Here is a 25,845-nt window from a genome sequence, read left to right as displayed (position 1 = left end):
GCATAATTTGCTAGATTATTTATTTGATATAATTTCTTTATAATAACTAAGATATTTGTAATTGTTTAACCTTGTAGTTCTAGCACATTGAATAAAAGTAGTCAAATGATTTATAAAGTACGCAAAAGAATTTTCAAGTACAAATTTATAAATACCTTTAGAATTTATAGCGCTAATCCTAATTCTTTCATCACTTGCAAAATAAAATGATTTACCTTCTATAGAAATAAAACAATTTGGATATAGGTATTTTTTATCACCACATATATCCTTTAAATTTTTATAAATTATTTCAATCGATGGAAGAGTTTTTGCTATTAAAAAAGTAAAAATCTGATCTGTTTCGTTAGCAACAGGATCAAAACTTTGACTTTCTAATCCTTGCATAGAAGTTGAAGTAAAAAAATTTCTATATACTCCTTTTTCTTCTGGTTTTTCTCTTTGTATTTTCTTCACAAATTTTAATTTTTCTATAGAATCTTTGATATCATTAGAGTTAGCATTTGATTTAACCTCACCAACTGCTAATACATTTTCACAAGAATAATACGCATAATCTTCAACATTATTTTGTATAAATCTATTTGCAAAATTCTTCTCATAAATAATAATATCGCTTTGTTTTGATACTCCACCATAAAGATCTATTACAAAACCAACACCTGAAAGTAATAATGCTTCTAGTTTTTCTATGACACCACATTCTATTGCCCTTCCTATTGCATGAGGATGACTATGATTTGAAGCACTATTAAATTTTAAGACTAATTCTTGACCTATATTTTTTTAAAAATCAGAAACACTAAATTTCATAGATTTCCTTTATCCACAAATAATTAATTTTATTTTTGATTTTATAATCTCTTCTACCTCATCTTTTACAAAAGGTTCTAAGTCTTGCTTTGTTACATTAATACCATTCATACTCAAATGCCATAAAACATTTTGCATAGCACTTTCTTTATCTCTTTTTACCACTCTAGTTTCGTTAAAAATTTCACATTCATAAGGAATGCTTTTGGTATCTAAAAAATTTTGAAAATCTTGTTTATAAAAACCTTTAAATTCAGTATTAAAATGCTCAAATATAGGATCTAAAAAGCTACTTTTACGCTTACTTGCCCATCCTAAATACACCTTTTTAGAAGCTAAGCTTAAAAAAGCTTTATAGTCTTTTTCATTTTGTAAAGCAGGAGACATGCTCAAAAAAGCTAAATCAAATTTTGTATTATTGTTTTTATAAAAATTTTCAAAGTCTAAATTTAAAGTTTTTACATTTGATATAGCATGAGTTTTTGCATCTTCTTGTAAAATTTCAAGCATAGCTTTAGCATTATCAATAGCTAAAATTTCTTTTGCCTTTTTAGCTAAATGCAAAGTCCAAACTCCTGTTCCACAACCAATATCTATGATATTTTTATTCTCATAATCTATATTTAATACCTTAAATTTATCAAAGGTTTGTTTTTGAATTTCATTTAATTTTTCACTATATCTTGTGTAAGCCTTTGCTTTTTTATCCCATAAATTCATTGCTCATCCTCACATTTTTCACATATACCTTTTACCACTACACTCTTTACCACGCCTTTAATTTTAGGCATCTTAATATCACTAATAACATGACAAACATCACACACAAAATGAGCTTTTGCTTGATTTGCTAACTCATAAAAACTCTTGCGATTAAGTTCACTTTTAATTACAATGCCACTCTTCTCAAAAAGTTCCATATTGCGATAAAAACTTGTTTTATTAGCTTGAAGATCAAATTGATCATAACTTAGAGGTGTTTTAGCAAAAGCTAAAATTTGCAAAATTTCTACACGCAAAGTCGTTATAGGTATATCGTATTTTTTTAGGATATCAACTGCTTCCATCATTTACACCTTAAAATAAAAAAGCATTGTAGCACAAAAATATACCTTAGTTGCAACTTTATGCTTAAGTTGCAACTAAGTTGCATTATGTATAATTTTGATTTTTTAAGGAGAAGTGATGGTAAAATTATTGTTATTATGTATTTTTAGCATTTTTGTTTTTGCTAAACCTATAGTAAGTGTTAGCATACCACCTCAAGCATTTTTTGTAGAGAAAATCGCAAAGGATAGTGTAGAAATCAATGTCCTTATACCACAAAATTCAGATGAGCATAACATAGAATTTAAACCTCAAGTGTTAAAAAAATTAGAAGAAAGTAAAATTTATTTTCTAGCTGATTTAGAACTTGAAAAAATTCTAGAAGAAAAATTTAAAAATACTTTAAAAAATGTTAAAATTGTTAATATCAATCAAAATATTGAACTTTTTGAAGATGAAGATCATGAAGAAGAACATCATAATCATCATGAACATCACGAGCATGGAAAAGATCCTCACGTGTGGCTTGACCCTATCTTAGTAAAAATTCAAGCTGAAAATATTAGTAAAGCTTTAAGCGAAGTATTCCCACAAAATAAAGCATTTTATGAAGAAAATTTAAAAGTTTTTCTTAAAGAATTAGATGAACTAGATGAAAAAATCAAAGCAAAATTGCAAAATATCAAAAAAAATGAATTTATTGTATATCATCCAAGCTGGGCTTATTTAGCAAAAAGATATAATCTTATACAAATTCCAGTACAAATTGATGGAAAAGAACCAAAAGCAAAAGATTTACAAAATTTAATACTACTTGCAAAGGAAAAAGATATTCGTATAGTTTTTATCCAACCAGGATTCCCAGAAAGTGCAATAAAAACTTTAGCCAAAGAATTAAATGCTAAGATAATTTCCATAAATCATCTTGCAAGAAATTGGGATGAAGAATTGTTAAAAAGTGTAGATGCTCTCAATTTGGCACTACAATGAGAATTTTGTTTATTTTATTTTTTCTTGCCTTTAAAGGCTTATATGCTTGTGCCTTGTGCGCAGCTTATACGCCTTCTGCAAATGTACAATTAGATTTTAATACTAGTAAAGAAAGCATTACTCAAATTGATGTAAAATGGGAATTCTCAGAAGAATTTTTTAATGTTTTATTAGAAAATTATGATTTAAATTATAATAATAAATTCGATGATGATGAGCTTGTAAATATTAAATACACGCTTTTAGATTATATAGAACCTAAAAATTTTTTAACACAATTTCAATTTTATGACTTAGATGACACAATTTACATCAAAGAATTTAAAAATCCCACCTTATATACAAACAATTCACAATTATTCTTTGAATATAAAATTATATTAAATTTACCCATTAAAGATAAAACTACTTTTAGCATACAAATTCATGATGATGGAGGTTTTTTTAATTTCAAATTTAAAAACGATGGTTTTATGACGCTTGATTCTAATTATTATCTTGCTTTAAATCCTAATTTAAATCTTATGTTTTTACAAATCCATAAAGGAAAAATACCAGATTCCATGTTTATAGAAAAAAGCAAAGATACCCCTAAGCAATCACAGAATTTACTCTCCAAATTAAATCAACTTAACAATGACCTTTTTGCTTATATTAAAGATTTGCTGCAAAAAGAATTTGATATAAAAACTTTTTTAATACTTTTATCCATTTCTTTTGCTTATGGAGTGTTTCACGCCAGCGCCCCAGGGCATGCAAAAATGCTAACTAGTGCTTATTTTATGACCCATAAAAGTTCTTTTTTAAAAATTTTTTATTTCGTATTAAGAATAGGTATTATTCATATATTAAGTGCTTTCTTGCTTGTAAGTATAGGTGTAGTTTTGCTTGAAAATTTATTAAAAGATGTTAATAATCAAGCAGGTTATATACTAACTCAAATCACTAGCTTGTGTATTATATTTATAGCTTTATTTATGCTAAGCAAAAAAATTTTACACACACACATATATAATTGCTCCTGCTGCAATCATAATAAACTCAACGAATGGGGTATTATACTGGGTGCAGCCTTAGTACCTTGTCCAGGGGTTGTTTTATTATTTGTTTTTGCTTATGAATTTAGCTTTTTTTATGCTATAAGCTCAGCTGTATTTATAACACTTGGAATGTGTTTAGTGTTATTTTTATTTGCTATTAGCGCTAATAAATTTCATAAAAGCTTAAAACATCAGCGTCTAAGACTTGCACTAGAATATCTAGGAATCGTTGTCATGCTAGCTTTTGGTATGTTTTTATTTATAAACACAAGAGCGAGTGTATTTTAATGGAATTATTTAACATTTCAAATTTAAATTTTGCATACAACAATGAATATGTTTTAAAAGATATCAATTTACATTATGATAATAATGATTTTTTATCTATAATAGGCCCAAATGGTGGTGGAAAATCTACTTTAATCAAACTCATACTTGGACTTTTAAAAAGCAAAAATGAAATAAAATTAACTAATCTTAAATCAAATCAAATAGGCTATGTTCCACAAAGCACATTGGCAAATTTGAATTTTCCCGCTAGAGTACTAGAAGTAGTGCTAATGGGACAAGTAGATAAAAAAATCTTTGGTTTTTACACAAAAGAAGATAAAAAAACAGCACTTTGGGCACTAGAACAAGTTAGCATGCAAGATTTCTGGGATAAACAAATTAACACTTTAAGCGGTGGTCAAAGACAAAGAGTTTTTATAGCAAGAGCTTTGGTAGGTGCTTGTAAATTGCTTATATTAGACGAACCAACAGCAAGCGTTGATACCAAAAATGCTCTACAAATTTTTGATTTACTAAGAAAGTTGCATCAGCAAGGTATGGGCGTTATTTGTATTAGTCATGATATTAATATTATTCTAGCATATAGTGATAAAATTGCATATTTAAACAAAGAAATGTTTATCCATACAAATACAAAAAATCAAGATAAAATCAATTATATTAAACATCTATATCAAAATCACAATCATATCTGTGATGTAGAAATGAGTTTAAATTCTTGTCTATGTGAGGATCACAATGTTTGAAATTCTAAATTTCAATTTTTTTCAAAACGCAATATTAGCTTCGATTTTAGTCAGCATAGCCTGTGGATGTGTAGGAAGCTTAGTAATGATTAATAGATTACTCTCTATGGCAGGTGGAATCACACATGGAGCTTTTGGCGGTATTGGAGTAGCATTTTATTTTGCTTTACCCATATTAGTTAGCACAAGTTTATTTACTCTTATTTTAGCTTTTATAGTAGCATATTTAAGCAAGCACTATCCTAATAGAAGTGATAGTATCATTGCTGTCATTTGGGCTCTTGGTATGGCTATTGGAATTATTTTAATTGATTTAAGTCCAGGCTATAGTAATGATTTGATGATATATTTATTTGGTAGTATCTTGGCTGTATCTTATGATGATCTTTTGTTGATGCTAATTTGTGATTTTATTTTTATAATACTGATTCTTTGTTTTTATAGACAATTTGAAATTATTAGTTTTGATGATGAATTTGCTCAAACTAGAGGTATCAATGCTAATTTGTTTTATTATATTTTAATCTTCATGATAGCTTTGTGTATTGTTATGAGCATAAGACTTGTCGGTTTGATTTTAATCATTGCTTTACTTAGTATACCTAGTTTCATAGCAGAAGGACTAAGTAAAAAACTTGGATGGATGATGTTTTATGCAAGCATTTTAAGTTTATTTTTTTGTCTGATAGGGCTAGCTTTTAGTTATATATTTAATCTTTCTAGCGGTGCGTGTATTATATTTACCGCTTGTATGGGATTTGTAATTTATCTTTGCTTTAATGCAATAAAAAAATCACTTATACATTCTTAAATAGGTAGCAAATTTTGGTTTTTTATTAATAGTAAAGCCGTTGTATTTATATGTGATTATAGATCCGATAGCTGGAGGATTTATGCGCTCTTCATCTTTAAAACCAGAACCTATTTTAAACTCTATTCTTTTGCCATCAATATATCCTTCACACAGCAAAGAACCCATTTTTCCTAAAAATTTACCTTTACCTTCATAATGCTTTTTTACCACGCATTCAGCATCCTCAAAAGGTTTTAACTTATAAGCATTATCTGATCGCTTTCTCTCATATAATGCATCATTTTTTCTTATAATCACCCCTTCTGCATTTTGTGCTACTAAATCTTGATAAAATTGTTTTAAATGCTCTTGATTTTTAATACGAATTTGCGGAATTATCTTTATAAAATCATTAGGATATTTAGATAAATAATTTTTTAAAATTTCCAATCTCGCTTCTAAAGTGCAAGGATTAAGCTTAAACTCTTCACAAGCATTTGGCACATCAAAGACATTGTAAGTTACACTTTTCCAATGCTCTAAATTACTATCATCTTGACGAACCAAAGAAGATATTTGTTCGAAAGAATTTCTTTGTATCCACAACTCACCATCTAATTCAAAATTTGGGAAATTCTTTGTAAAAAACACAGGGAGTTTTATGGGATTTCTTGCTCTTGTTTGCATACTTTTGCCATCCCAAATTCCTCTTACACCATCAAGCTTTTCACTCATTAAATAATGGCTTAAATTTTTATCTTGAAAAATTTTTTCATCGTAAGTTTTAAAAAGTAAAATATCTTTTGCAAAAAGAGAATTTAAAAAGAAAGTAAAGAGAAAAACAAGGCTAAAAAGCCTTGCTGTAAGATTAAAGTGCTTTTTTAGCAGCATCTGCAATTTTAGCAAAAGCAGCTGCATCGTTCATCGCTAAATCAGCTAAAATTTTTCTATCAAGCTCAATGCCCGCTTTTTTGAGACCATTTATAAATCTTGAATAACTAATATCATTTAATCTGCAAGCTGCATTGATACGTACTATCCAAAGACGACGAAAATCACGTTTTTTACGACGTCTATCACGATACGCATAAACCAAACTTCTTTCTAATTGCTCTTTAGCTTTTCTAAAGTGTTTGCGGCGACCACTATAAAAACCGCGTGCAAGTTTTAGAATTTTCTTATGTCTACGGCGTCTTACAACACCTGTTTTTACTCTTGCCATATTTATCCTTTCACAAATTGGCGTTCGTTAAACGAATCTTGCCCTTATTTAAAGGGGAGCTTGAATGACTTTTGTCAAAAACTAAAATTTAAGCGAGCTTAAATTCCTAACATTTTTTCAACCGCTTTAACATTGGTTGAATGAACATACTTAGAAGTGCGAAGATCACGCATTCTTTTAGCAGGTTTTTTAGTCAAAATATGACTTCTAAAAGCTGAGCCTCTTTTGATTTTATTTTTACCTACTTTGAAGCGTTTAACAGCACTTTTAACGCTTTTCATTTTTGGCATGTGTATCCTTTGGATAAATTTTTTCATAAAAAGAAAGTTACTATTTTATTACAATTATGCTTTAGAAAAATTAAAATTATTTACAGAACTAAATATAAAATCTAAAGGAGTTGTAATAGAAAATTATTGTTAAGCTTGATTTAAAAGATCTATGGCTTTAAAACAAAAATTACATCAACAATTAAAATCATACATGCAAGATTAATATTTTTTAATCACATAAAGCTGTTCTTGTATATGTATGGAGCGTTTAGAAAGATTTCTACTAGCTCTAAAGGTATTATATTTTTGCTCTAAAATTTCACATTTTCCTATTTTTTTCAGACGCTTTAAAAAATTTTCTTTTTTTACAAAACCCTCACAATTATAAGAAAGCAACACAATCTTAGCCTTTAAATCATTAATTAATTCAAACAAAGCATCTTCGGCTGTTTTTTCCTTATTAAAAGCACTGCGATTCCAATCTTGTGGTATGCCAGAGACTTTTGAAAGTTCTTTTGGTTTTTTGTAATTAGCGATTAAATTTAGCATAAAATAATTTGACCCGTAAGGATGTTGATTATAAGGGGGGTCTAAATATACCACTTCTATATCATCAAGCTCTTTAGCCAAAATATTTGCATCTTTTTGAAAAACTTCAAATTCGCAAGTAAAGTTAGAAAAAATAGGCATTTTTAAAGCTATATCGCCCTTAATGCGACTCAGTGCATGCCCTGCATTGCCACCAAATTTACCTATGCCATTTTTATCTTTGTAAAAGCCTTTAAAAACCCCACTTGTATTTGCATGCACGCTTGCTTCATAGATAAGTGGAGCAATGAAATATTTTTGCATATCATTTGGTAAAGTTGCTATTTTTTTCCTTATGGAGTCTAAATACATTGCATTTTTAAGCGTATAAAAAACACGCTCATTTTTTTGGATATTTTTATCATCATTTGGTGCATAAAGCTTGCTTATAAAACCTTTTTCCAGCTTTAAATCAGCCAGCAAAAAAGTATAATATTTTTGTAATTCTTGTAAAAATTGTGGATTTTGATTGCTTAAATAGCACTCATTGATAATTCTAGAATAATCTTCTAAATCATTTGCCACTATAAAACTTGCACAAGGCTTTACAAAACGCGAAACTATGCCTGAACCGCTAAATATATCACAAAAACTAAATTTGTCTTTTCTAAGCTCATTTTTAGCGTAATCAAAACCTTTATTTAAAAACTCAAGCAAGGATCTTTTATTACCAAGATAAGTGATAATTTGTTCTTTTAAAAATTGCGGATTTTCTCTTTTACTATTCATTAAAAAATATAATACCTCAAAGATGTCTCAGCTATCTCTTTCATAATTTCAAACATTTCACCAACTTCCCACTTTTCTTCTCTAAAATACATACTAACGGGAGAGAAATAATTATGATCACTATTGCCATCGGCTTTAAAAATATAAGTTTTATTCAAATAATAAAACTCATTCAATACATTTAATTTTGCTAATACACTCTTTTGCTCTGAAGCAAAATCGCAACCCCATCCAAAACACACAAAAGGGGTTATTTTTTCATGATTTAACATGGCCTTGATACCTGTTAAATTTTTTCCTAGTCTCTCTATCGCATTCCCTGTAGCCTGTTTGTTTTTTCCTTCTTGTAGTCTAATATCATTTGTCCCTTGTCGCTTTGCTTCGGCAATTAACAATACTTTTTTATACCCTGAAGTATTATTCAAAAATAGGACCCCTCCATCAGGTTTTATAAAATTATTTTCATATTCCATATCAAACTGAGCACGAATATTTGTTTCCTTTATGCTATCAATCATAAAGGAAATATCAAGTTTATTTTCTATAGTAAGATAATACCGATCTTTGGAAAAATTATCAATATTTCCAAATCTATTTTCTAAATACGATTTAGTTTGTCTCATAGCTTCATCTATATTCAAGTCATCATTTTTTGAATAAGTATTTTTCGGCTTATGTTGACTCAGACTATTTCTTAAAGCTTCTCTTGGCATAACTTACTTTTTCTTTTTAGGAGTTACCAGCATATTTACATAACGTCCTTCAAGCAAAGGTTCTTTATCTTGATCTGCAATGTCTTCTATCATCTGCCATATTTTTTCAAGTAAGGCTACTCCAGCTTCAGGAGAGCCCATCTCACGACCTTTTAAAAATACTCTAAATTTAACATGTTTTCCTTGTTCTAAAAACTCACTAGCGTGTTTGACTTTGTAATTAATATCATTTTGAGCGATTTTAACAGAAAGTTTAATTTCTTTAATATCAATAACTTTTTGTTTTTTCTTTGCTTCTTTTTGTTTCTTTTCTTGTTGATAACGAAATTTTCCATAATCCATTATCTTACATACAGGTGGTTTAGCATCTGCTGCTATCATTACCAAATCAAGTCCAAGCCTATTAGCAATATCTAAAGCCTCATCTGAGCTAATAATACCATAAACCTTACCATCATCACCTATACATCTAATCTCATCTGCTTGAATTTCATCATTTAGCAAAACTTCTTTATCTTTACTCAAAAGCGTACCTCACTTAATTTCTCCTTTATCAAGGTTATAAATTCATCTAATTTTAATATTTTTTGCTCTTTTGCTCTTCTATCTCTTAAAGCTATAGTTTTATTTGCAAGCTCTTCGTCTCCTAAAACAAGTATCATAGGCACATGAGCTTTTTCAGCTGAACGAATTTTCTTATTTAAGCTTTCATTCTTATGATATATCTCGCTATCAACACCCAATTCCAAAAGTATTTTAGAGATTTCTTTTGCATAATCAAAATGATTTTGAGAAATTGGCACAATAGCAACTTGAGTTGGAGCAATGAAAAATGGTAATTCTCCACCACAATGTTCTATTAAAATTCCTATAAATCTTTCAAAAGAACCTAAAATCGCACGGTGCAACATCACAGGTTGTTTTTTCTCATTATCTGCATCAGTGTATTCAAGTTTAAAACGACTTGGCAAATTAAAATCTACTTGTATAGTTCCACACTGCCATTTTCTTTTTAATGCATCTGTAATCTTAATATCTATCTTTGGACCATAAAAAGCTCCACCGCCCTCATCAATACCATATTTTAATCCCTGTTCATCTAAAGCTTCTTTTAAAGCTTTAGTGGCTATATCCCAAATTTCATCATCACCTATAGCTTTTGCAGGACGAGTTGAAATTTCCATTTCATAATCAAATTCAAAAGCTTTCATTAAAGTATCAACAAAGCTCAAAATTTCTAAAACCTGTTCTTTGATTTGACTAGGCATACAAAAAATATGAGCATCATCTTGAGTAAATTCTCTCACTCTAAAAAGTCCGTGCAAAACTCCACTTTTTTCATGTCTATGTACCACGCCATACTCAAAAAATTTCAAAGGTAAATCACGATAACTTCTTATATCGTTTTGATAAATTTTAATATGTCCTACGCAGTTCATAGGCTTAATGCCATATTCTTGTTCATCAATTTGCGTAAAATACATATTTTCTTTATAGTTTGTATAATGTCCGCTAATTTTCCAAGCATCAGCCTTTAAAAGTTCAGGACCTCTAACAGGTTCATATCCTCTTAATCTATGAGCCTTATATAATAAATGCTCTAGCTTAGATCTTAATTTTGCACCATTACTAAGCCATATAGGAAGTCCTCCACCTATCTCATCATCAAAAGTAAAAAGTTTCATTTCATTGCCAAGTTTTCTATGATCTCTTTTCTTAGCTTCTTCTATAATTCGTAAATACTCATTTAAATTTTCTTTATCTGCAAAAGCGATCCCATAAATTCTCGTAAGCATTTCTCTTTTTTCATCACCACCTAAATAAGCTCCAGCTACACGAGTTAATTTAAAATACCTTAAATATTTTGTATTTGGCACATGAGGACCTCTACATAAATCTTCAAAATCACCTTGCTTATATATACTTACCATGCCATCAGGAATTCTTAGTAATACTTCTTGTTTTAAATCATCGTGAATAAATTTTTCTTTTACTTCTTGTTTTGTTAATTCATATTTTGTTATATCTAGTTTTGAATCTGCTAATTCTTTCATTTTTTTTTCGATCTTTACTAGATCTTCATCTGAAATTTTACTATCTACTCTAAAATCATAATAAAAACCATCTTCTATTACAGGACCAACAAAAAATTTAGCTTCAGGATATAAACTCTTAATAGCCTGGGCCATTAAGTGTGCACAAGAATGACGAATTACTTCTAAACTTTCTTTAGAATTATCAAAAAATACTGGGGTTAGATTTGTATTATTACAGCTTTGAGTATCTATCAAAACTTCATTGTCTATATATGCTATGATATCTTTTACCATTTTTACCTTTATCGTCTATTTAATTTCATAAGATTAACTTAAAATTTAAAAATAATTTTAGCTATGAAAACTTAATTTTTTTTAAAAGTTTATATTTTATCACATCAAATACTAGTTTTAGTTATATCAAGCATACCGCTTGTAAAAAGCCATAAAAATATAAATCCTAAAATAATTCTATAAATTCCAAATGGTATAAAATCAATTTTACTAATGAGTTTCAAAAATATCTTAATTACCACAAAAGCAACTATAAAAGCTGTTATAAAGCCTATAGCTATAGGTATGAAATTATTTATATTACTTAAAATTTCTGGCTCTTTGTATATACTATAACAAGTCGCAACTATCATGGTTGGAATTGCTAATAAAAATGAAAATTCAGAAGCAACTTTTCGGTCAAGACCAAGCAATAATCCACCTATAATACTAGCACCACTTCTTGAAGTGCCTGGTATTATAGCAAGGGCTTGAGTTAATCCTATTAAAAATGCCTGTTTGTAACTCACTTCATCTAAAGAGTGTATATTGTAATCTTTTTTTCTGTGTTTTAACTCTACAATAATAAAAACAATACCTCCTAAAATAAGCATAGTTGCTACAGTATATCCATTAAATAGTTCTTTTAAAAATTTATATGCTATAAAACCAACTCCGCCTGCAGGTAAAAATCCCACAGCAAGTTTTAACCATATATCAATCTTACGAGTTAATTTATCTTTAAAAATAAAAACCACAGCTAAAATTGATCCTAATTGAATAACAATAAAAAAACTTCTCCAAAAATCATTAATCTCCAAGCGTAAAATTTCTGCGCCTAAAATCATATGACCAGTGGAAGAAACTGGCAAAAATTCAGTCAGCCCTTCTATAATTCCTAAAATCAAAGCATAATAATATTCTATATTCATTTTTTAAGCACTCTTCTTATAAAAATTAACATCACAGCTATAAATACTATTAAACCAATACTTCCATCATCTTTGAAGGAACTTGTAATAGCAAGCGGGTCTTCAGCTCCACCTCTACTAATAGAAAGCACGGTTAATCCTGCTATTAATACTCCAAAAATACTTTCTCCTACTATCAAACCTGAAGCAAACAAGACTCCTCTTTGCTCCCGTTCTTGTGTTAATTCTTTTTGGTGCATATTCTTATGATACTTTTTCTCAAGACGCTTTTTAATTAAATAAGCCATCAATCCACCTATAAATAAAGGTGTATTTACATCAGGAGGTAAATATATACCTATACCAACAGCTAGAGGAGGTAAAGATAAATTTTTCATTCTAAATATACGATCTGTAATAACAATACAAACTCCAACAAAAGCTCCTATTAATATATAGTTCCATTCGATATTTGCATTAAAAATTCCTTGAGCTATGGTACTCATTAAATTTGCCTGAGGAGCGGCCAAAGCATTATCAACATTCATTCCTGCTCTTGGCATGGCACCGACAAATCCGTAAGCTTGATATAATAAATTTAAAACTGGAGCTATAGCTAAAGCTCCAAAAACACATCCTATAATTAAAGCAATTTGTTGCTTCCAAGGAGTTGCTCCTACTAAATATCCAGTCTTAAGATCTTGAAGATTATCATTTGAAATAGCTGCAGTCGCTAAAATCACACTAGTTGTAAAAATTGCAAAAGCAACCGCAAATTTAGCCGTCAAAGGATTGCTAAATAAATCTATTTTATATCCTATTAATAGAATTATTAAAGAAGACACCATAATGCCTATAAGTCCTATTCCTGAAATTGGAGATGATGATGAACCAACTAAACCAGCCATATAACCACAAGCTGAAGCTACAAAAAACCCTATAAAAATAGCTATTAGGGTTCCTACTAAAGCAAAAATAATTTGATGTGCAGAAATTAAATTAGAGTCAGATACAAAAGTAAAAAAAGATACAAATAACCCTATACTCATTAATATAAATAATCCTATTATTGTCCTTAAGGATAAATCTGTATCTTTGGGATCTTGTGAAAAACTAAGCGAAGTTTTTCTAAGCATATTTTTCATACCATCATATACTGGCTTTGAAAGCTCAATCAAAGTCCATAAAGCAGCTACTGCTATAGTTCCAGTACCTATTAAACGTACTTTTTGAACCCAAACTTGATTTGCTATATCTAAAGCACTTAAACTAGCATCAAAGCTCTCTTTCATTGAAAAATAGGGTACAAAAATCATCCAAGCTAGTACCATTCCACAAAATAAAGCCACTCCACCAGCCATACCAACTAAATAACCTGCACCCAATAATGCCACAGAATAGCCCGTAGAAAATCCAAATGCCATTTTTTTCCATATAAAAGCAAAACTACTTTCACTAGCAATAAGCTTAAACCCACTTGAAAATAAACTTACAATAGAAGCTAAAACAGCACCCAAAGCAATTTCTTTTAATCCATTGCGACCTTTTTTATCAGCTTGATCTTTATTAGCAACTTTTAAAATTTCAGCTGCTGCCCTACCTTCAGGATATGCTAGTTTGCTTTCAACAACCATCGCCTTTCTTAAAGGTATGGTAAAGAGCACACCTAAACCTCCACCACAAAGACAAAGCATAAAAGTTAACCATAAAGGAAATTCTACCCAATATCCACATATAAAAAGCCCTGGGATTACAAAAATTACCGATGAAAGCGTCCCTGCAGCTGATACTTGAGTTTGAACCATATTATTCTCTAGAATATTCGAATCTTTAAAAAATTTCAAAACAGCCATAGCAATAACTACAGCTGGTATAGAAGTAGAAAAGGTAAGTCCTACTTTAAGACCTAAATATACATTAGAAGCAGTAAAAATAATGGTCAAAATACTCCCTAATACAATGCCTCTAAATGTAAGTTCTGGTAATGATTGTTTATTATGCATAATATATCTCCAATATTACTGGCAACCTTCGCACTCTATAGAACGATCTGCCACATTTACTTTTTCACTATCTGGACTTTCACTTCTTAAGTAATAAGTTGATTTTACTCCAAGCTCCCAAGCCAATTGATAAATTTCATTTAGATATCCACCACTTGCTTTATCTAGCGAAACAAAAATATTTAATGATTGTCCTTGATCTAACCACTTTCCACGGATAGCTGCTGCTTTGACTAAAATCTTTTGATCAAGCTCGTAAGCAGGAATGTAATATTTCCAAGTATCAAGATTTAAATTTGGTACCACAGTTGGTATCATACCACTTAAATTTTGCTCAAACCATTTTCTTTTATAAACAGGTTCTATTGTTTGAGTTGTTCCTACTAAAATTGAAATCGAAGAAGTGGGCGCTATAGCCATTAAATAGCCATTTCGAATACCATCTCTTCTTAGCTTTTCTCTTAACTTTTCCCAATCACACTCACTATGAGAGAAAAGACCATCGCTAATAGTCAATTTTTTAGCATTTTCATTAGCAACATCTATAGGTACTATCCCTTTACTCCAATTAGAACCCTCAAAATCAGGATATTTTCCTTTTTCTAGTGCTAAATTTGAACTTGCCAAGATTGCTTCGTAACTAATCATTTCCATTATACGATCAATTCTTTCAAAATGCTCATTAGAACCCCAATAAATTTGCTCTTCAGCTAACATTTGTGCTTCACCCATTACTCCAAGACCTATAGCACGAGATTTTAGATTCGTATTTTTTACTTTAGCATGCGGATAAAAATTTAAATCAATTACATTATCAAGCATTCTAATAGCTACTGGCACAACCCTCTGAATATCTTCTTTAGTGTTAATTTTACTTAAATTTATACTAGCTAAATTACAAACTGCTGTTTTGCCTTCATTATTAAATTTTTCTACTATATAGACTTTTTTTCCGTTTATACTATCAAGAGTAGATATTTTCTTTGCAGGTTTTTTGTATCCTCCATCTATTACAATCTCATCATTCTCATCAAATTTTTCAACATTACCATCTTCGTATGTCACTTGAATTTGATAATAATTTGGGTTTGTATTTTGAAAAATTTCTGTACAAAGATTAGAACTTCTTATAATTCCTGAATGTGAATTTGGATTTGTTTTATTTGCACTATCCTTAAAACATAAAAATGGCAAACCTGTTTCAAAATAATTTAACAATATCTTTTTCCATAATTCCTTTGCATCGACAATTTCTTTAATTATCTTTTCATTTTTTTCATATTCTTCATATTTATCTTCAAATTCTTTGCCATACAAATCACACAAATCAGCTGTATCGGCTGGATCAAATAAAGTCCATTTATCATTTGCTCGCACACGCTTCATAAACAAATCATTTATCCACAAAGCAGGGAAAAGCTCATGAGCTCTTCTTCTTTCTTCCCCTGAATTTTTACGCAAATCTAAAAAATCATTAACATCCATATGCCAAGGTTCTATATAAACAGCTATTGCACCTTTTCTAGTTCCTAATTGATCAACCGCAACTGCTATATCATTGGTAATCTTTAAAAAAGGTATTATCCCTCCGGCTGCATTTTTATGACCATCAATACTTCCGCCCATAGCACGAACTTTTGACCAGTCCCATCCAATGCCTCCACCAAACTTAGATAAAAGAGCCATTTCTTGATAAGAATCAAAAATCCCTTCTATATTATCAGGAGTACTTCCTATATAACAAGAACTAAGCTGATGCCTAGTAGTTCTCGCATTTGAAAGAGTTGGAGTTGCGCACATTACTTCAAATTTAGATATAAGATCATAAAATTTTTTTGCCCAAGTTTGAGAATCTAGTTCATTTTGAGCCAAGAACATAGCTATTGCCATGAACATATGTTGAGGAAGTTCAATTGGCATACCTTTAGAATCTTTTATTAAATACCTATCATAAAGAGTTTTAATACCAAGGTAAGTAAATTGCAAATCTCTACTAGGATCTATGTAAGAATTTAGATCATCTAAGTCATACTTTTCTTTCAATCCAAGTAAAATTCTACCTTCTTTTTCACCTTTTTCTAAATAATCTCTTAGATGTTTATATCCACTATATCCACTTACTTTTTTATAAAGATCATATAAAAACAATCTTGCGGCAACAAAAGTCCAATTTGGCCTATCAATATCAATTTTATCTACTGCTGTTTTTATAAGAGTTTGTTGAATTTCTTCAGTACTAATACCATCACGAAATTGTATTTTTGCATCTACCTCAAGCTCGCTTTGGCTTACATTATCTAAATCTGCAACCGCATCGGTTGTATATTTCTTTATCTTAGAAACATCCAGTTCTTCAGTTCTCCCATTCCTTTTTAAAACTTTCATACAACTAACCCCTATTATTAAATGTTCTTTCAAAAATTTGATCTATATTTTTAGTATAATAACCATAATCAAAGCAGTTTCTAATATCTGCCTCACTTAAAGATTTTTTCAAGTCCTCATCATTTAACAAAGCAATCAAAAACAAACTTTCTCCTTTTTCATTTAGCGCAGGCTTGCCATTTTGCAAATCACCCCACACTTTCATAGCATTTCTTTGAACTATTTTATAAGCTTCTTCTCGACTTATACCTTTAAAAGGCAATTCAAGTAGCACTCTTTGAGAAAATACTAATCCTCCGGTTAAATTCAAATTTTTCATCATATTTTCTGGATACACAAGTAATTTTTCTATCACTCCACATAATCTTGATAACATAAAATCAGTTGTTATAAAAGCATCAGGTAATACAAATCTTTCAACACTCGAATGAGATATATCTCTTTCGTGCCATAAAGCAACATTTTCTAAGGAAGGAGTTACATATGCTCGTATCATTCTGCAAAGCCCTGTAATGTTTTCACTTAAAACTGGATTTCTTTTATGAGGCATAGCTGAGCTTCCTTTTTGACCTTGTGAGAAATATTCTTCTGCTTCATAAACTTCTGTTCTTTGAAAATGACGAATAGCAACAGCAATTTGCTCACAACTTGAAGCTAAAATAGCTAAAGCTGAAATTACTTGTGCATAACGATCTCTTTGTATGACTTGATTTGAAACTGGAGCTGATTTAAGACCTAAATTCTTGCAAATTTCTTCTTCAAATTCAAGTGGTGCGTGAGCAAAATTACCCATAGCACCACTAATTTTCCCATAGCTAATTACATCTTTTGCGTGTATAATTAAATCCTTTGCGTGTATAAGACAATCATACCAAATAGCTAAAACTAAACCAAAAGTTATAGGCTCTCCATGAATTCCATGGCTTCTACCTACCATTAGTGTATTTTTATGCTCATAAGCTCTATTTTTTATCGCAACTAAAAGCTGATCTATATCTTGTAATATTAATTCCAAACTATCTTTAATCTGCAAGGCAACAGCTGTATCAATACAATCAGAACTTGTCATAGCATAATGCACAAAACGACTTTCTTTACCCAAACTCTCACTTACACTCGTTAAAAATGCTATCACATCATGTTTTGTAGTTTTTTCTATCTCATCTATTCTTGCTATATCAAATTTTGCGTTTTTTATAATTTTTTCACAATCTTCATTTTTTATAAGACCTAATTTATTCCATGCTTTAACCGCGGCTAATTCTACTTTTAACCATGCATCATATTTAGCTTGCATATCCCATTTTTTAGCCATGATTTCTCTACTATATCTTTCAACCATTACCAAGACCTTTTTTTATATAATTTTTTATGAAAAAATAGCTTAAATTTTATTATAATTTACCTAAGAAAGTTATTAAATGGCATATATAAAAAAGAAACTATCAGACAATGGAAAAAAGGCATTTAGACTGCTTATGGATGAGTTAAAAATTTCTATGCATGAAGCGCAAAAACTTATTGATAAAAAACGACTTTTTTGCAATGGAGTTTTGGTAAAAGAAAAAAATAAAATTTTAGACGGAATAATAGAATTAATTATATATGAAAACAACCCAAAGGGGTTGGATATAGTTTATGAAAATGAAGATTTTGCAGCAATAGAAAAACCAAGCGGAGTACTCACTCATCCTAATGGGCGCAATTGCACTTATAGTCTTTGTGATGAAATTTGGCATTTATGGGGTAAAAAGGCTTGTGTGGCTCATAGACTTGATAAAGAAACAAGTGGCATCTTGCTTGTAGCTAAGCATAAAAATTCTCAAATTGAATTAAAAACTATGTTTGAAAAAAGATTGGTGCAAAAAAGCTATCTTGCATTAGTAGAAGGAAAAACTGAAAAAGAATTTATAGTAAATGAAAAAATGGATTTAGCTCAAGATTATGACATATCAAAAACTAGAATGCATATTTGTGAAAATGGCAAAGAGGCTTCAACACAATTTTATACTTTAGAATATTTTGAAAATTTAGATGCTAGTTTAGTTTTAGCCAAACCTCTCACAGGAAGACAACACCAAATAAGACTACATTTGTTTCATGTGAAACATAAAATTTTGGGCGATCCTTTATATGGTTTAAAAAAATCTCAAATAGAACAAATATTAGATGATAAAATTAATAAAGAAGAAAGAATTCAAATTACAGGTGCTAAAAGATTACTCTTGCACTCTTTTAGCTTAGAATTTACATATAAAGGTCAAAAATTTTTGATACAATCTAAAAAAAATATAAAAGATGAATTTTTGGAGGAAAGAATACGATGAAAGAAAATATTTCCGTTGGATATTTTTGTCCTCATAATATTGAAGATATGGTTGCTAGTTTAGATATGCTATATGCTATTAAACATATTTATCAAGCAAATACAATCGTTTTTTGTAGAAAAAATACTGAAAATATTTTAAAAAATTTTGATTTTATTGACCACGTAGAACTTATTGATAAAATTGATGAGAATATGATAAAGCAAATAAACAAATATCCATTAGATTATTTAATATCATTTCACGGGAAATCTTTTTTAATAAAATTACTTATAAAAACAAATGCAAAATGCATTATTGTAAGATCTAAATTTGTAAGCATATTTTCTCGTAAATGTAAAATTATCTTTACAAGTATAACAAAGAGATTTTTTAAAAATAAAAGCGACAGGGATAGAATGTTATATTACGCTAGAAAAATAGATCCTAAAAATTTGATAAATACATTAAAAAAATCAATTTTGATACCACTATAAAAACTTTATCTAAAAACAAAAATATTATTCAAAATTATCTTCGAAGTAATAATATAAAAAATTTTATCGTTATAAATCCTTTTAGTATTACAGTGGATTTTACACTAAGAATAATTTCATTTCTTGATCTTATAACACAAATTCGAATTTCATATCCAAACATAAACATCATTGTTCCAACCTACAATGATATTCATGACACTTTTATAAAAAACATTAAACAGTATAATATAAATCTTTTATCAGAAATTTATATTTTTAAAAATAATGATGATATTTTAAATTTAGCAGAACTTATATCTCGATCAAAATGTATTATTAGCCCTAGCACTGGTCCAATTCATATTGCAAGTAACATGAAAATCTCTAGTATTGGATTATATCCCAAAAAAGATAGTATATATTGGCCAACATACAATAAAGACTATGTTTTTATTGATAAAAAATACAGTGAATTATCAAACAATGAAGTAAATAAAATTATAATAGATGTCATTGATAGATTAAAAAAATATATCAATTAATTATTTATCTTCATTTTTTAATACATAAATAATTCCACCAAGTCCAATCACAACAACTATACTTATAAATATAATTTGAGCGATATCTAAAAAAGTCATCTTATGCTCTGCCTCTCTTTAAGCTGTCCACAAGCTGCTGAAATATCAAGTCCTTTACTTTCTCTTATAGTACAAGTAACACCTTTAGCACTCAAATAATCTTGAAATTTGATAGCATTTTCAACACTTGGTCTCTTATATAAACTTCCTTCGTGTGGATTAAAAAGTATTAAATTTACTTTAGCTTTTATACCATTTAAAAGCTTGACTAATTCTTTTGCATGTTCTATTTTATCATTTACTCCATCAATTAAAAGATATTCAAACATCACTCTTTTTCGTTGATCTATAGGAAAATTTCTTACAGCTTCCATAATACTTGCTATATTATATGCTTTGTTAATAGGCATTAATTCACTTCTAAGCTCATCATTTACAGCATGGAGTGAAATAGCCAAAAGTACTCCTAAATTCATTTCTCCAAGCTCCTTGATCTGTTTTGCTAAACCACTCGTGCTTATAGTTTGTCTTCTGGGGCTTATCGCTAAAGCATCATTATCGGCTAAAATTTTAACTGCCTTAGAAATATTTTTAAGATTATCCAAAGGCTCTCCCATACCCATATAGACTATATTAACCCTTCTTTCATAAGGTATATTATTATGCTTTTTAATCCATAAAATTTGTCCTACAATCTCACCAGCACTTAGATTTCTTTTCAAACCGCCTTTAGCAGTAAGACAAAAACTACATCCACTTTTACACCCAACCTGAGATGATACGCAAATTGTATATTTTTTATGCTTAACGATCTTACCGCTTTCATCTACAACTTCTTCTTTCATAGGTAACAAAACAGCTTCAATTTTATATCCATCTACAAGTTCAAAAAGATATTTTATACTACCATCTTTACTTTTTTCATCTTTTATACATTTTAATGGTGAAAAATGAAATCTTTCTTGCAAATATAAACGAAAATCTTTAGGCAAAGAAGACATTTGCAAAAATTCATCAACATATTTTTTGTAAATCCACTCAAAAATTTGTTTAGCTCTAAATTTAGGTTGGACTATATTTTCCAATTCTTCTTTAGTAAAATCTAAAATATTCTGTAAATTTTTCAATTTTTTTCCTATATTAATTTTTTATCACTCAAAAACGATATTAATTTCTCTTTTGCTTTATTATGATTGTTAATAAAATATTTGTGAGCATTTTCATCACAAAAATTTGTTGCACATAAATAGCAAACAGCATCTATCCCAAAATTTTTTGCACAAGTTAATATAGAATAAGCTTCCATATTTTCTATTTTAATCCCCAGCTGAGCATATTTTTTAGCTATATTTTTATCGCTACATATGTAATTAGAAGAATTTACAATAGTAGTTTCACATGAAACATTCAAATTTATTGTATTATTTATAGGAGTATAAAAAGTTTCAAAAAAATACGCATATTCAATATTACAAGCATTTGTACTTTCATAAATATCAAAAATATTTCCATCTTGATAAATACCACAAGTTCCAATAAAAATTATTTTATCTACTTTTTGTTGACTTAAAATTTTTCCTAGATTAAATGCAGAATTTACAATACCTATACCTATACTTTGTGCAAACTCAAATTGTTCATTTCCTCCAGCACACACTATAAGATTTTTCAAAAACAACCTTTATAAAAATAAAAAATAAATTTTATCCAATTAGGACTTAAAATAATGCTATAATTAATAAATTTTTAGATAAAATGCTTCAATGATTAAAGCGAAAAAATATTTTGGACAAAATTTTTTATGCGATAAAAATGTAGTATTAAAAATCACTCAAGCCATACCCAAAGATACAAAAAATATTGTTGAGATTGGGCCTGGCTTAGGTGATTTAACACAGGAACTTTTATCGATACCTCAGGTTAAAGTTAAAGCCTATGAGATTGATAAAGAACTGATTCCTATTTTGAATAAAAAATTTCAAAATGAGATTGAAGGTGGAAATTTTGAGCTTATTCATCAAGATGCTAGTATAGCATTTAACAATGGAAGTTTAAGCGAAAAAGAGTATTTTTTAGTAGCAAATTTGCCTTATTATATTGCTACAAATTTAATCTTGAAAGCCTTAGAAGATGATAAGTGTCTAGGACTTATTGTAATGGTTCAAAAAGAAGTAGCGCAAAAATTTTGTGCTACTTTTAAAGAAAGTAATTTTTCGGCATTAAGTATCCTTTGTGAACTTATTTGTAAAAAAGCTTTATTGTTTGAAATTAAACCAGAAAGCTTTAATCCACCACCAAAAGTTACTTCTGCTGTTATGAAGCTTGAAAAAGTAACAAATTACAAGCAAAAAATTCAAGATTTAGAAAGTTTCAAAATTTTTCTTAAAGATTGTTTTCAAAATCCAAGAAAACAACTTGTATCAAATTTTAAAGATAAAAAAGATAAAATTTTAGAGATTTTTAGAGAATTAAATATTTCACCTTCTTCAAGAGCTCATGAAATAAGTGTTGAGTTATACCTTAAAATTTTTGGTTATTTAAAGGATACTTATGAACGAAGAAAACAAAACTCAAGAACAAAATAAAACAAGAAGATTTAATAAATTTAAAAATAAAAAAAATAAAAATTTACAAAATTTAGAACAAAATAATGCCAATCAATCAGAAAATACTACAAACAACACAGAAGAAAAAAAGAAAAAGAAGAGAAATAGAAATTTACCTTCTAAATTAAATGGTAATGAAGATTGGCAAGTTGAACTTGCTAAAAGTATAGAAGCTAATAAATTGATGCATGAACTAAGACTTCATCCATCTAAACACAATAATACAAGCGAACATAAAATAAAAATTACTCCTTTAGGTGGACTTGGCGAAATAGGTGGCAATATTACTATCTTTGAAACAAACAATGATGCAATTGTGGTAGATATAGGAATGAGTTTTCCAGATGGTAGTATGCATGGTGTAGATATCATTATTCCTGATTTTGATTATGTAAGAAAAATTAAAAACAAAATACGAGCCATAATCATAACACATGCTCATGAAGATCATATAGGTGCTGTACCATATTTTTTTAAAGAATTTCAGTTTCCAATTTATGCCACCCCTTTGGCATTAGGAATGATTTCAAATAAATTTGAAGAACATGGTTTAAAAGCTGAACGCAAATGGTTTAGGCCAGTAACTAAAAGACAAATTTATGAAATAGGAGAATTTGATATAGAATGGATACACATTACTCACTCCATTATAGATGCTTCAGCGCTAGCTATAAAAACTAAAGCAGGTACTATCATTCACACAGGAGATTTTAAAATAGATCAAACTCCTATTGATGGATATCCTACTGATTTAAGTCGTTTAGCGCATTATGGCGAAGAAGGAGTTTTGTGTTTATTAAGCGATAGCACAAATTCTTACAAAGAAGGATACACAAAAAGTGAAAGTTCTGTAGGTCCTACTTTTGATCAAATTTTTTCAAAAACCAAAGGTCGTGTTATTATGAGCACTTTTAGTTCAAATATACATCGTGTTTATCAAGCTATTACTTATGGTTTAAAATATGGTAGAAAAGTTTGTGTTATAGGTAGATCCATGGAAAGAAATCTATATACTACAATGGAACTTGGATATATTAAACTTGATCGTAAAATTTTTATTGATGCTGATGAAGTTAGCAAATATAAAGACAATGAAATTCTTATTGTCACTACAGGTAGTCAAGGTGAAACTATGAGTGCTCTTTATAGAATGGCCACAGATGAGCACAAATTCATCAAAATTAAACCAAGCGATCAAGTCATAATTTCAGCTAAAGCCATACCAGGAAATGAAGCTAATGTTTCTGCAGTTCTTGATTTTCTTTTAAAAGCAGGTGCAAAAGTAGCATATCAAGAATTCAGTGAAATTCATGTAAGCGGACATGCTAGCATAGAAGAACAAAAACTCATGCTAAATTTAGTCAAACCTAAATTTTTCTTACCAGTGCATGGAGAATATAACCATATAACCAAACATAAAGAAACTGCAGTAAAATGCGGGATACCTGAAAGAAATATCTATCTAATGAGTGATGGAGATCAAATTGAACTTTGTCACAAATATATTAAACGCACCAAAACTGTTAAAACAGGAAAAGTATTTGTGGATAATCAAATCAACAAACAAATTGCTGATGATGTGGTTATAGATAGACAAAAGCTAGCTGATAGTGGCATAGTTGTAATCATCGCCCAACTTGACAAAGCAAGTAAAACTTTAATAAACAAACCTAGAGTATTTAGCTATGGTCTTGTAGCCGATAAACAAGATGGAAATTTCTCAAAGGAAATGAGCGAAGTATTAAGTCAATTTTTTCCAAATGTCAAAGATGAAATATTAGACAATCCAAGGATTTTAGAAGCGCAAATTAGACAGGTATTGCGAAAACATATTTTTAGGAAAATAAAAAAATATCCAACTATAGTACCGACTATTTTTGTAATGTAAATGAGTTTATAATGAGAATTAATAAATTTATCTCGCACAATAGCAAATATTCTCGTAGAGAAGCTGATGAATTAATCAAACAAGGTCTAGTTAAAATCAATAAAAAAATAGCCTTGCTAAGTGATGATGTAAATGCTGAAGATAAAGTATTTATTAATGGTAAAAAGCTTCATAAAAAAACTCAATTTTCAGTTATTATATATAATAAGCAAAAAGGGGAACTTGTAAGTAAAAAAGATGATAGAGGTAGAAAAACTATCTATCATACTTTACCGAAACAATTTAGCACATGGCTTAGCGTAGGTAGACTTGATTTTGCTAGCGAAGGATTGCTTTTATTAACTGACTCTCCTGTTATTGCAGATGCTCTAATGCACAGTGATTTAGAACGAGAATATTACTTAAAACTAAAAGGTAATATACAAAAAAATGTGATAGAAGCTATGCAAAATGGATTAGAAATTCAAAATGAAAAGAAAGGTGCTCATGTGAAAACAAAAATTATTTCTATGAATTTTGCACCTTTTTTAGGATTTGAAATTTTTGGATCTAGTGGAGGCTATACCAAACTTAAAGTTATTATCAACGAAGGCAAAAATAGAGAATTAAGACGATTTTTTGGACATTTTGATCTTGAAGTAATGGATTTAAAAAGAGTTGCATTTGGAGCTTTAGATCTTGGAATGTTAAAATCTGGAAAATATCGTTATTTAGAAAATGGAGAATACGAAAAATTAAGAGATTTTTTAAAGTTAAACAATGTAAGGTATTAAAAAAATTAATACTTTAATATTACTTAAATTTATAAAAATTTAATTTATTTTTTATATAATTATCAACTTAATTTATATAAAAAAGGAAAATTATGGCAAACCATAAATCTGCTGAAAAAAGAGCAAGACAAACTATCAAAAGAACTGAAAGAAATAGATTTTATAGAACAAGATTAAAAAATATTACTAAAGCGGTTCGTGAAGCAGCAGCAAATAATGACAAAGAAGCAGCAGCAAATGCATTAAAAATAGCAAATAAAAATATTCATGCTATGGTAAGTCGTGGATTTTTGAAAAAACAAACTGCATCACGCCGTGTAAGTAGATTAGCATTACTGGTAAATAAATTAGCATAAATTA

The 25,845-nt window shown here is 29.1% G+C and carries 28 protein-coding genes and 1 pseudogene; 11 read left to right on the top strand and 18 right to left on the bottom strand.

Annotation, left to right across the window (positions count from 1 at the left end):
• Positions 1-15: 15 nt before the first annotated feature.
• The 4 genes and pseudogenes from CINS_RS00210 to CINS_RS00200 all read right to left on the bottom strand — a co-directional run bounded on the left by CINS_RS00210 (position 16) and on the right by CINS_RS00200 (position 1,880).
• Positions 16-456 (bottom strand): hypothetical protein, encoded by a 441-nt coding sequence (locus tag CINS_RS00210; RefSeq protein ID WP_039648841.1) that lies wholly within the window; start codon positions 454-456, stop codon positions 16-18.
• A gap of 3 nt (positions 457-459) precedes the next feature.
• Positions 460-780 (bottom strand): annotated as a pseudogene (locus CINS_RS08030) (DUF6602 domain-containing protein); the annotation flags it as partial.
• Between the two features lie 42 nt (positions 781-822).
• Complete coding sequence (locus CINS_RS00205) at positions 823-1,533, bottom strand: class I SAM-dependent methyltransferase (RefSeq protein WP_039648839.1); 711 nt, start codon at positions 1,531-1,533, stop codon at positions 823-825.
• Positions 1,530-1,880, bottom strand: coding sequence for a transcriptional repressor (locus tag CINS_RS00200; RefSeq protein WP_039648838.1), 351 nt, complete (start codon positions 1,878-1,880; stop codon positions 1,530-1,532). Before CINS_RS00200 ends, CINS_RS00205 begins: the two co-directional genes overlap by 4 nt.
• 118 nt (positions 1,881-1,998) lie before the next feature.
• Here CINS_RS00200 and CINS_RS00195 point away from each other — a divergent pair, with 118 nt between their 5' ends.
• The 4 genes from CINS_RS00195 to CINS_RS00180 are packed head-to-tail and all read left to right on the top strand — an operon-like array spanning position 1,999 to position 5,738.
• Positions 1,999-2,850, top strand: a complete 852-nt coding sequence (locus CINS_RS00195; protein ID WP_039648836.1) for a metal ABC transporter solute-binding protein, Zn/Mn family — start codon at positions 1,999-2,001, stop codon at positions 2,848-2,850.
• Positions 2,847-4,178, top strand: a complete 1,332-nt coding sequence (locus CINS_RS00190) for a nickel/cobalt transporter (protein ID WP_039648834.1) — start codon at positions 2,847-2,849, stop codon at positions 4,176-4,178. The genes CINS_RS00195 and CINS_RS00190 overlap by 4 nt, the downstream gene beginning before the upstream one ends.
• Positions 4,178-4,927, top strand: a complete 750-nt coding sequence (locus CINS_RS00185; RefSeq protein ID WP_039648832.1) for a cation ABC transporter, ATP-binding protein — start codon at positions 4,178-4,180, stop codon at positions 4,925-4,927. Before CINS_RS00190 ends, CINS_RS00185 begins: the two co-directional genes overlap by 1 nt.
• Positions 4,920-5,738 carry a cation ABC transporter, integral membrane protein gene (locus tag CINS_RS00180; protein ID WP_039648830.1) on the top strand — a complete coding sequence of 273 codons (819 nt, stop codon included), beginning with the start codon at positions 4,920-4,922 and terminating at the stop codon, positions 5,736-5,738. Before CINS_RS00185 ends, CINS_RS00180 begins: the two co-directional genes overlap by 8 nt.
• Here CINS_RS00180 and CINS_RS00175 read toward each other — a convergent pair.
• The 11 genes from CINS_RS00175 to purB form a co-directional block, all read right to left on the bottom strand.
• Positions 5,721-6,611, bottom strand: a complete 891-nt coding sequence (locus CINS_RS00175; protein ID WP_039648828.1) for a DNA ligase — start codon at positions 6,609-6,611, stop codon at positions 5,721-5,723. The genes CINS_RS00180 and CINS_RS00175 overlap by 18 nt on opposite strands.
• Positions 6,589-6,942, bottom strand: coding sequence for a 50S ribosomal protein L20 (gene rplT / locus CINS_RS00170; protein WP_039648826.1), 354 nt, complete (start codon positions 6,940-6,942; stop codon positions 6,589-6,591). The genes CINS_RS00175 and rplT overlap by 23 nt, the downstream gene beginning before the upstream one ends.
• A 98-nt stretch (positions 6,943-7,040) precedes the next feature.
• Entirely contained in the window at positions 7,041-7,232 is a 192-nt protein-coding gene (gene rpmI, locus CINS_RS00165; protein WP_012660788.1) for a 50S ribosomal protein L35, read from the bottom strand.
• 201 nt (positions 7,233-7,433) lie between these two features.
• Positions 7,434-8,531: a DNA adenine methylase gene (locus CINS_RS00160; protein WP_039648824.1), complete on the bottom strand. Its 1,098-nt coding sequence runs from the start codon at positions 8,529-8,531 to the stop codon at positions 7,434-7,436.
• Positions 8,531-9,244, bottom strand: coding sequence for an EcoRI family type II restriction endonuclease (locus CINS_RS00155; protein WP_039648823.1), 714 nt, complete (start codon positions 9,242-9,244; stop codon positions 8,531-8,533). Before CINS_RS00155 ends, CINS_RS00160 begins: the two co-directional genes overlap by 1 nt.
• A gap of 3 nt (positions 9,245-9,247) precedes the next feature.
• Positions 9,248-9,769, bottom strand: coding sequence for a translation initiation factor IF-3 (infC, locus tag CINS_RS00150; RefSeq protein ID WP_039648822.1), 522 nt, complete (start codon positions 9,767-9,769; stop codon positions 9,248-9,250).
• Positions 9,766-11,574 carry a threonine--tRNA ligase gene (gene thrS / locus CINS_RS00145; protein WP_039648821.1) on the bottom strand — a complete coding sequence of 603 codons (1,809 nt, stop codon included), beginning with the start codon at positions 11,572-11,574 and terminating at the stop codon, positions 9,766-9,768. The genes infC and thrS overlap by 4 nt, the downstream gene beginning before the upstream one ends.
• 104 nt (positions 11,575-11,678) lie before the next feature.
• Complete coding sequence (locus CINS_RS00140; protein ID WP_039651248.1) at positions 11,679-12,479, bottom strand: undecaprenyl-diphosphate phosphatase; 801 nt, start codon at positions 12,477-12,479, stop codon at positions 11,679-11,681.
• A 2-nt stretch (positions 12,480-12,481) separates the two neighbouring features.
• On the bottom strand, positions 12,482-14,467 hold the full coding sequence (locus CINS_RS00135) for an OPT family oligopeptide transporter (RefSeq protein ID WP_039648820.1): 1,986 nt from the start codon (positions 14,465-14,467) through the stop codon (positions 12,482-12,484).
• Between the two features lie 15 nt (positions 14,468-14,482).
• The gene (locus CINS_RS00130; protein WP_039648818.1) at positions 14,483-16,852 is read right to left on the bottom strand and encodes an aerobic ribonucleoside-diphosphate reductase Ia, B1 protein subunit NrdA; all 2,370 of its coding nucleotides are present in this window, start codon (positions 16,850-16,852) and stop codon (positions 14,483-14,485) included.
• Positions 16,853-16,856: 4 nt separating this feature from the next.
• On the bottom strand, positions 16,857-18,194 hold the full coding sequence (gene purB / locus CINS_RS00125; RefSeq protein ID WP_039648817.1) for an adenylosuccinate lyase: 1,338 nt from the start codon (positions 18,192-18,194) through the stop codon (positions 16,857-16,859).
• A gap of 79 nt (positions 18,195-18,273) precedes the next feature.
• Here purB and CINS_RS00120 point away from each other — a divergent pair, with 79 nt between their 5' ends.
• From CINS_RS00120 to CINS_RS00110, 3 genes are all read left to right on the top strand, one after another.
• Complete coding sequence (locus CINS_RS00120; protein WP_039648815.1) at positions 18,274-19,179, top strand: RluA family pseudouridine synthase; 906 nt, start codon at positions 18,274-18,276, stop codon at positions 19,177-19,179.
• Positions 19,176-19,655, top strand: a complete 480-nt coding sequence (locus CINS_RS00115) for a hypothetical protein (protein ID WP_039648814.1) — start codon at positions 19,176-19,178, stop codon at positions 19,653-19,655. Before CINS_RS00120 ends, CINS_RS00115 begins: the two co-directional genes overlap by 4 nt.
• Positions 19,656-19,747: 92 nt before the next feature.
• Positions 19,748-20,179, top strand: coding sequence for a glycosyltransferase family 9 protein (locus CINS_RS00110; RefSeq protein WP_039648812.1), 432 nt, complete (start codon positions 19,748-19,750; stop codon positions 20,177-20,179).
• On the opposite strand, the gene CINS_RS07910 is transcribed toward CINS_RS00110, so the two are convergent.
• Genes CINS_RS07910 through CINS_RS00100 form a run of 3 tightly spaced genes read right to left on the bottom strand, consistent with a single transcriptional unit; the run spans position 20,180 to position 21,890 of the window.
• Positions 20,180-20,278 (bottom strand): hypothetical protein, encoded by a 99-nt coding sequence (locus CINS_RS07910; RefSeq protein WP_232012945.1) that lies wholly within the window; start codon positions 20,276-20,278, stop codon positions 20,180-20,182.
• Positions 20,275-21,345 (bottom strand): dual-specificity RNA methyltransferase RlmN, encoded by a 1,071-nt coding sequence (rlmN, locus tag CINS_RS00105; protein WP_039648810.1) that lies wholly within the window; start codon positions 21,343-21,345, stop codon positions 20,275-20,277. Before rlmN ends, CINS_RS07910 begins: the two co-directional genes overlap by 4 nt.
• Before the next feature lie 8 nt (positions 21,346-21,353).
• Positions 21,354-21,890, bottom strand: a complete 537-nt coding sequence (locus CINS_RS00100) for a phosphorylase family protein (protein WP_039648808.1) — start codon at positions 21,888-21,890, stop codon at positions 21,354-21,356.
• A 91-nt stretch (positions 21,891-21,981) separates the two neighbouring features.
• Here CINS_RS00100 and rsmA point away from each other — a divergent pair, with 91 nt between their 5' ends.
• The 4 genes from rsmA to rpsT all read left to right on the top strand — a co-directional run bounded on the left by rsmA (position 21,982) and on the right by rpsT (position 25,841).
• Positions 21,982-22,803: a 16S rRNA (adenine(1518)-N(6)/adenine(1519)-N(6))-dimethyltransferase RsmA gene (gene rsmA, locus CINS_RS00095; RefSeq protein ID WP_039648806.1), complete on the top strand. Its 822-nt coding sequence runs from the start codon at positions 21,982-21,984 to the stop codon at positions 22,801-22,803.
• Entirely contained in the window at positions 22,769-24,712 is a 1,944-nt protein-coding gene (locus tag CINS_RS00090) for a ribonuclease J (RefSeq protein ID WP_039648804.1), read from the top strand. Before rsmA ends, CINS_RS00090 begins: the two co-directional genes overlap by 35 nt.
• 11 nt (positions 24,713-24,723) lie before the next feature.
• Positions 24,724-25,485, top strand: a complete 762-nt coding sequence (locus CINS_RS00085; protein WP_039648802.1) for a pseudouridine synthase — start codon at positions 24,724-24,726, stop codon at positions 25,483-25,485.
• 92 nt (positions 25,486-25,577) lie between these two features.
• Positions 25,578-25,841 carry a 30S ribosomal protein S20 gene (gene rpsT, locus CINS_RS00080; RefSeq protein WP_039648801.1) on the top strand — a complete coding sequence of 88 codons (264 nt, stop codon included), beginning with the start codon at positions 25,578-25,580 and terminating at the stop codon, positions 25,839-25,841.
• Positions 25,842-25,845: the final 4 nt, after the last annotated feature.

Source organism: Campylobacter insulaenigrae NCTC 12927, assembly GCF_000816185.1.
GTDB lineage: Bacteria > Campylobacterota > Campylobacteria > Campylobacterales > Campylobacteraceae > Campylobacter_D > Campylobacter_D insulaenigrae.
This window is presented reverse-complemented; position numbering and strand designations above follow the sequence as displayed.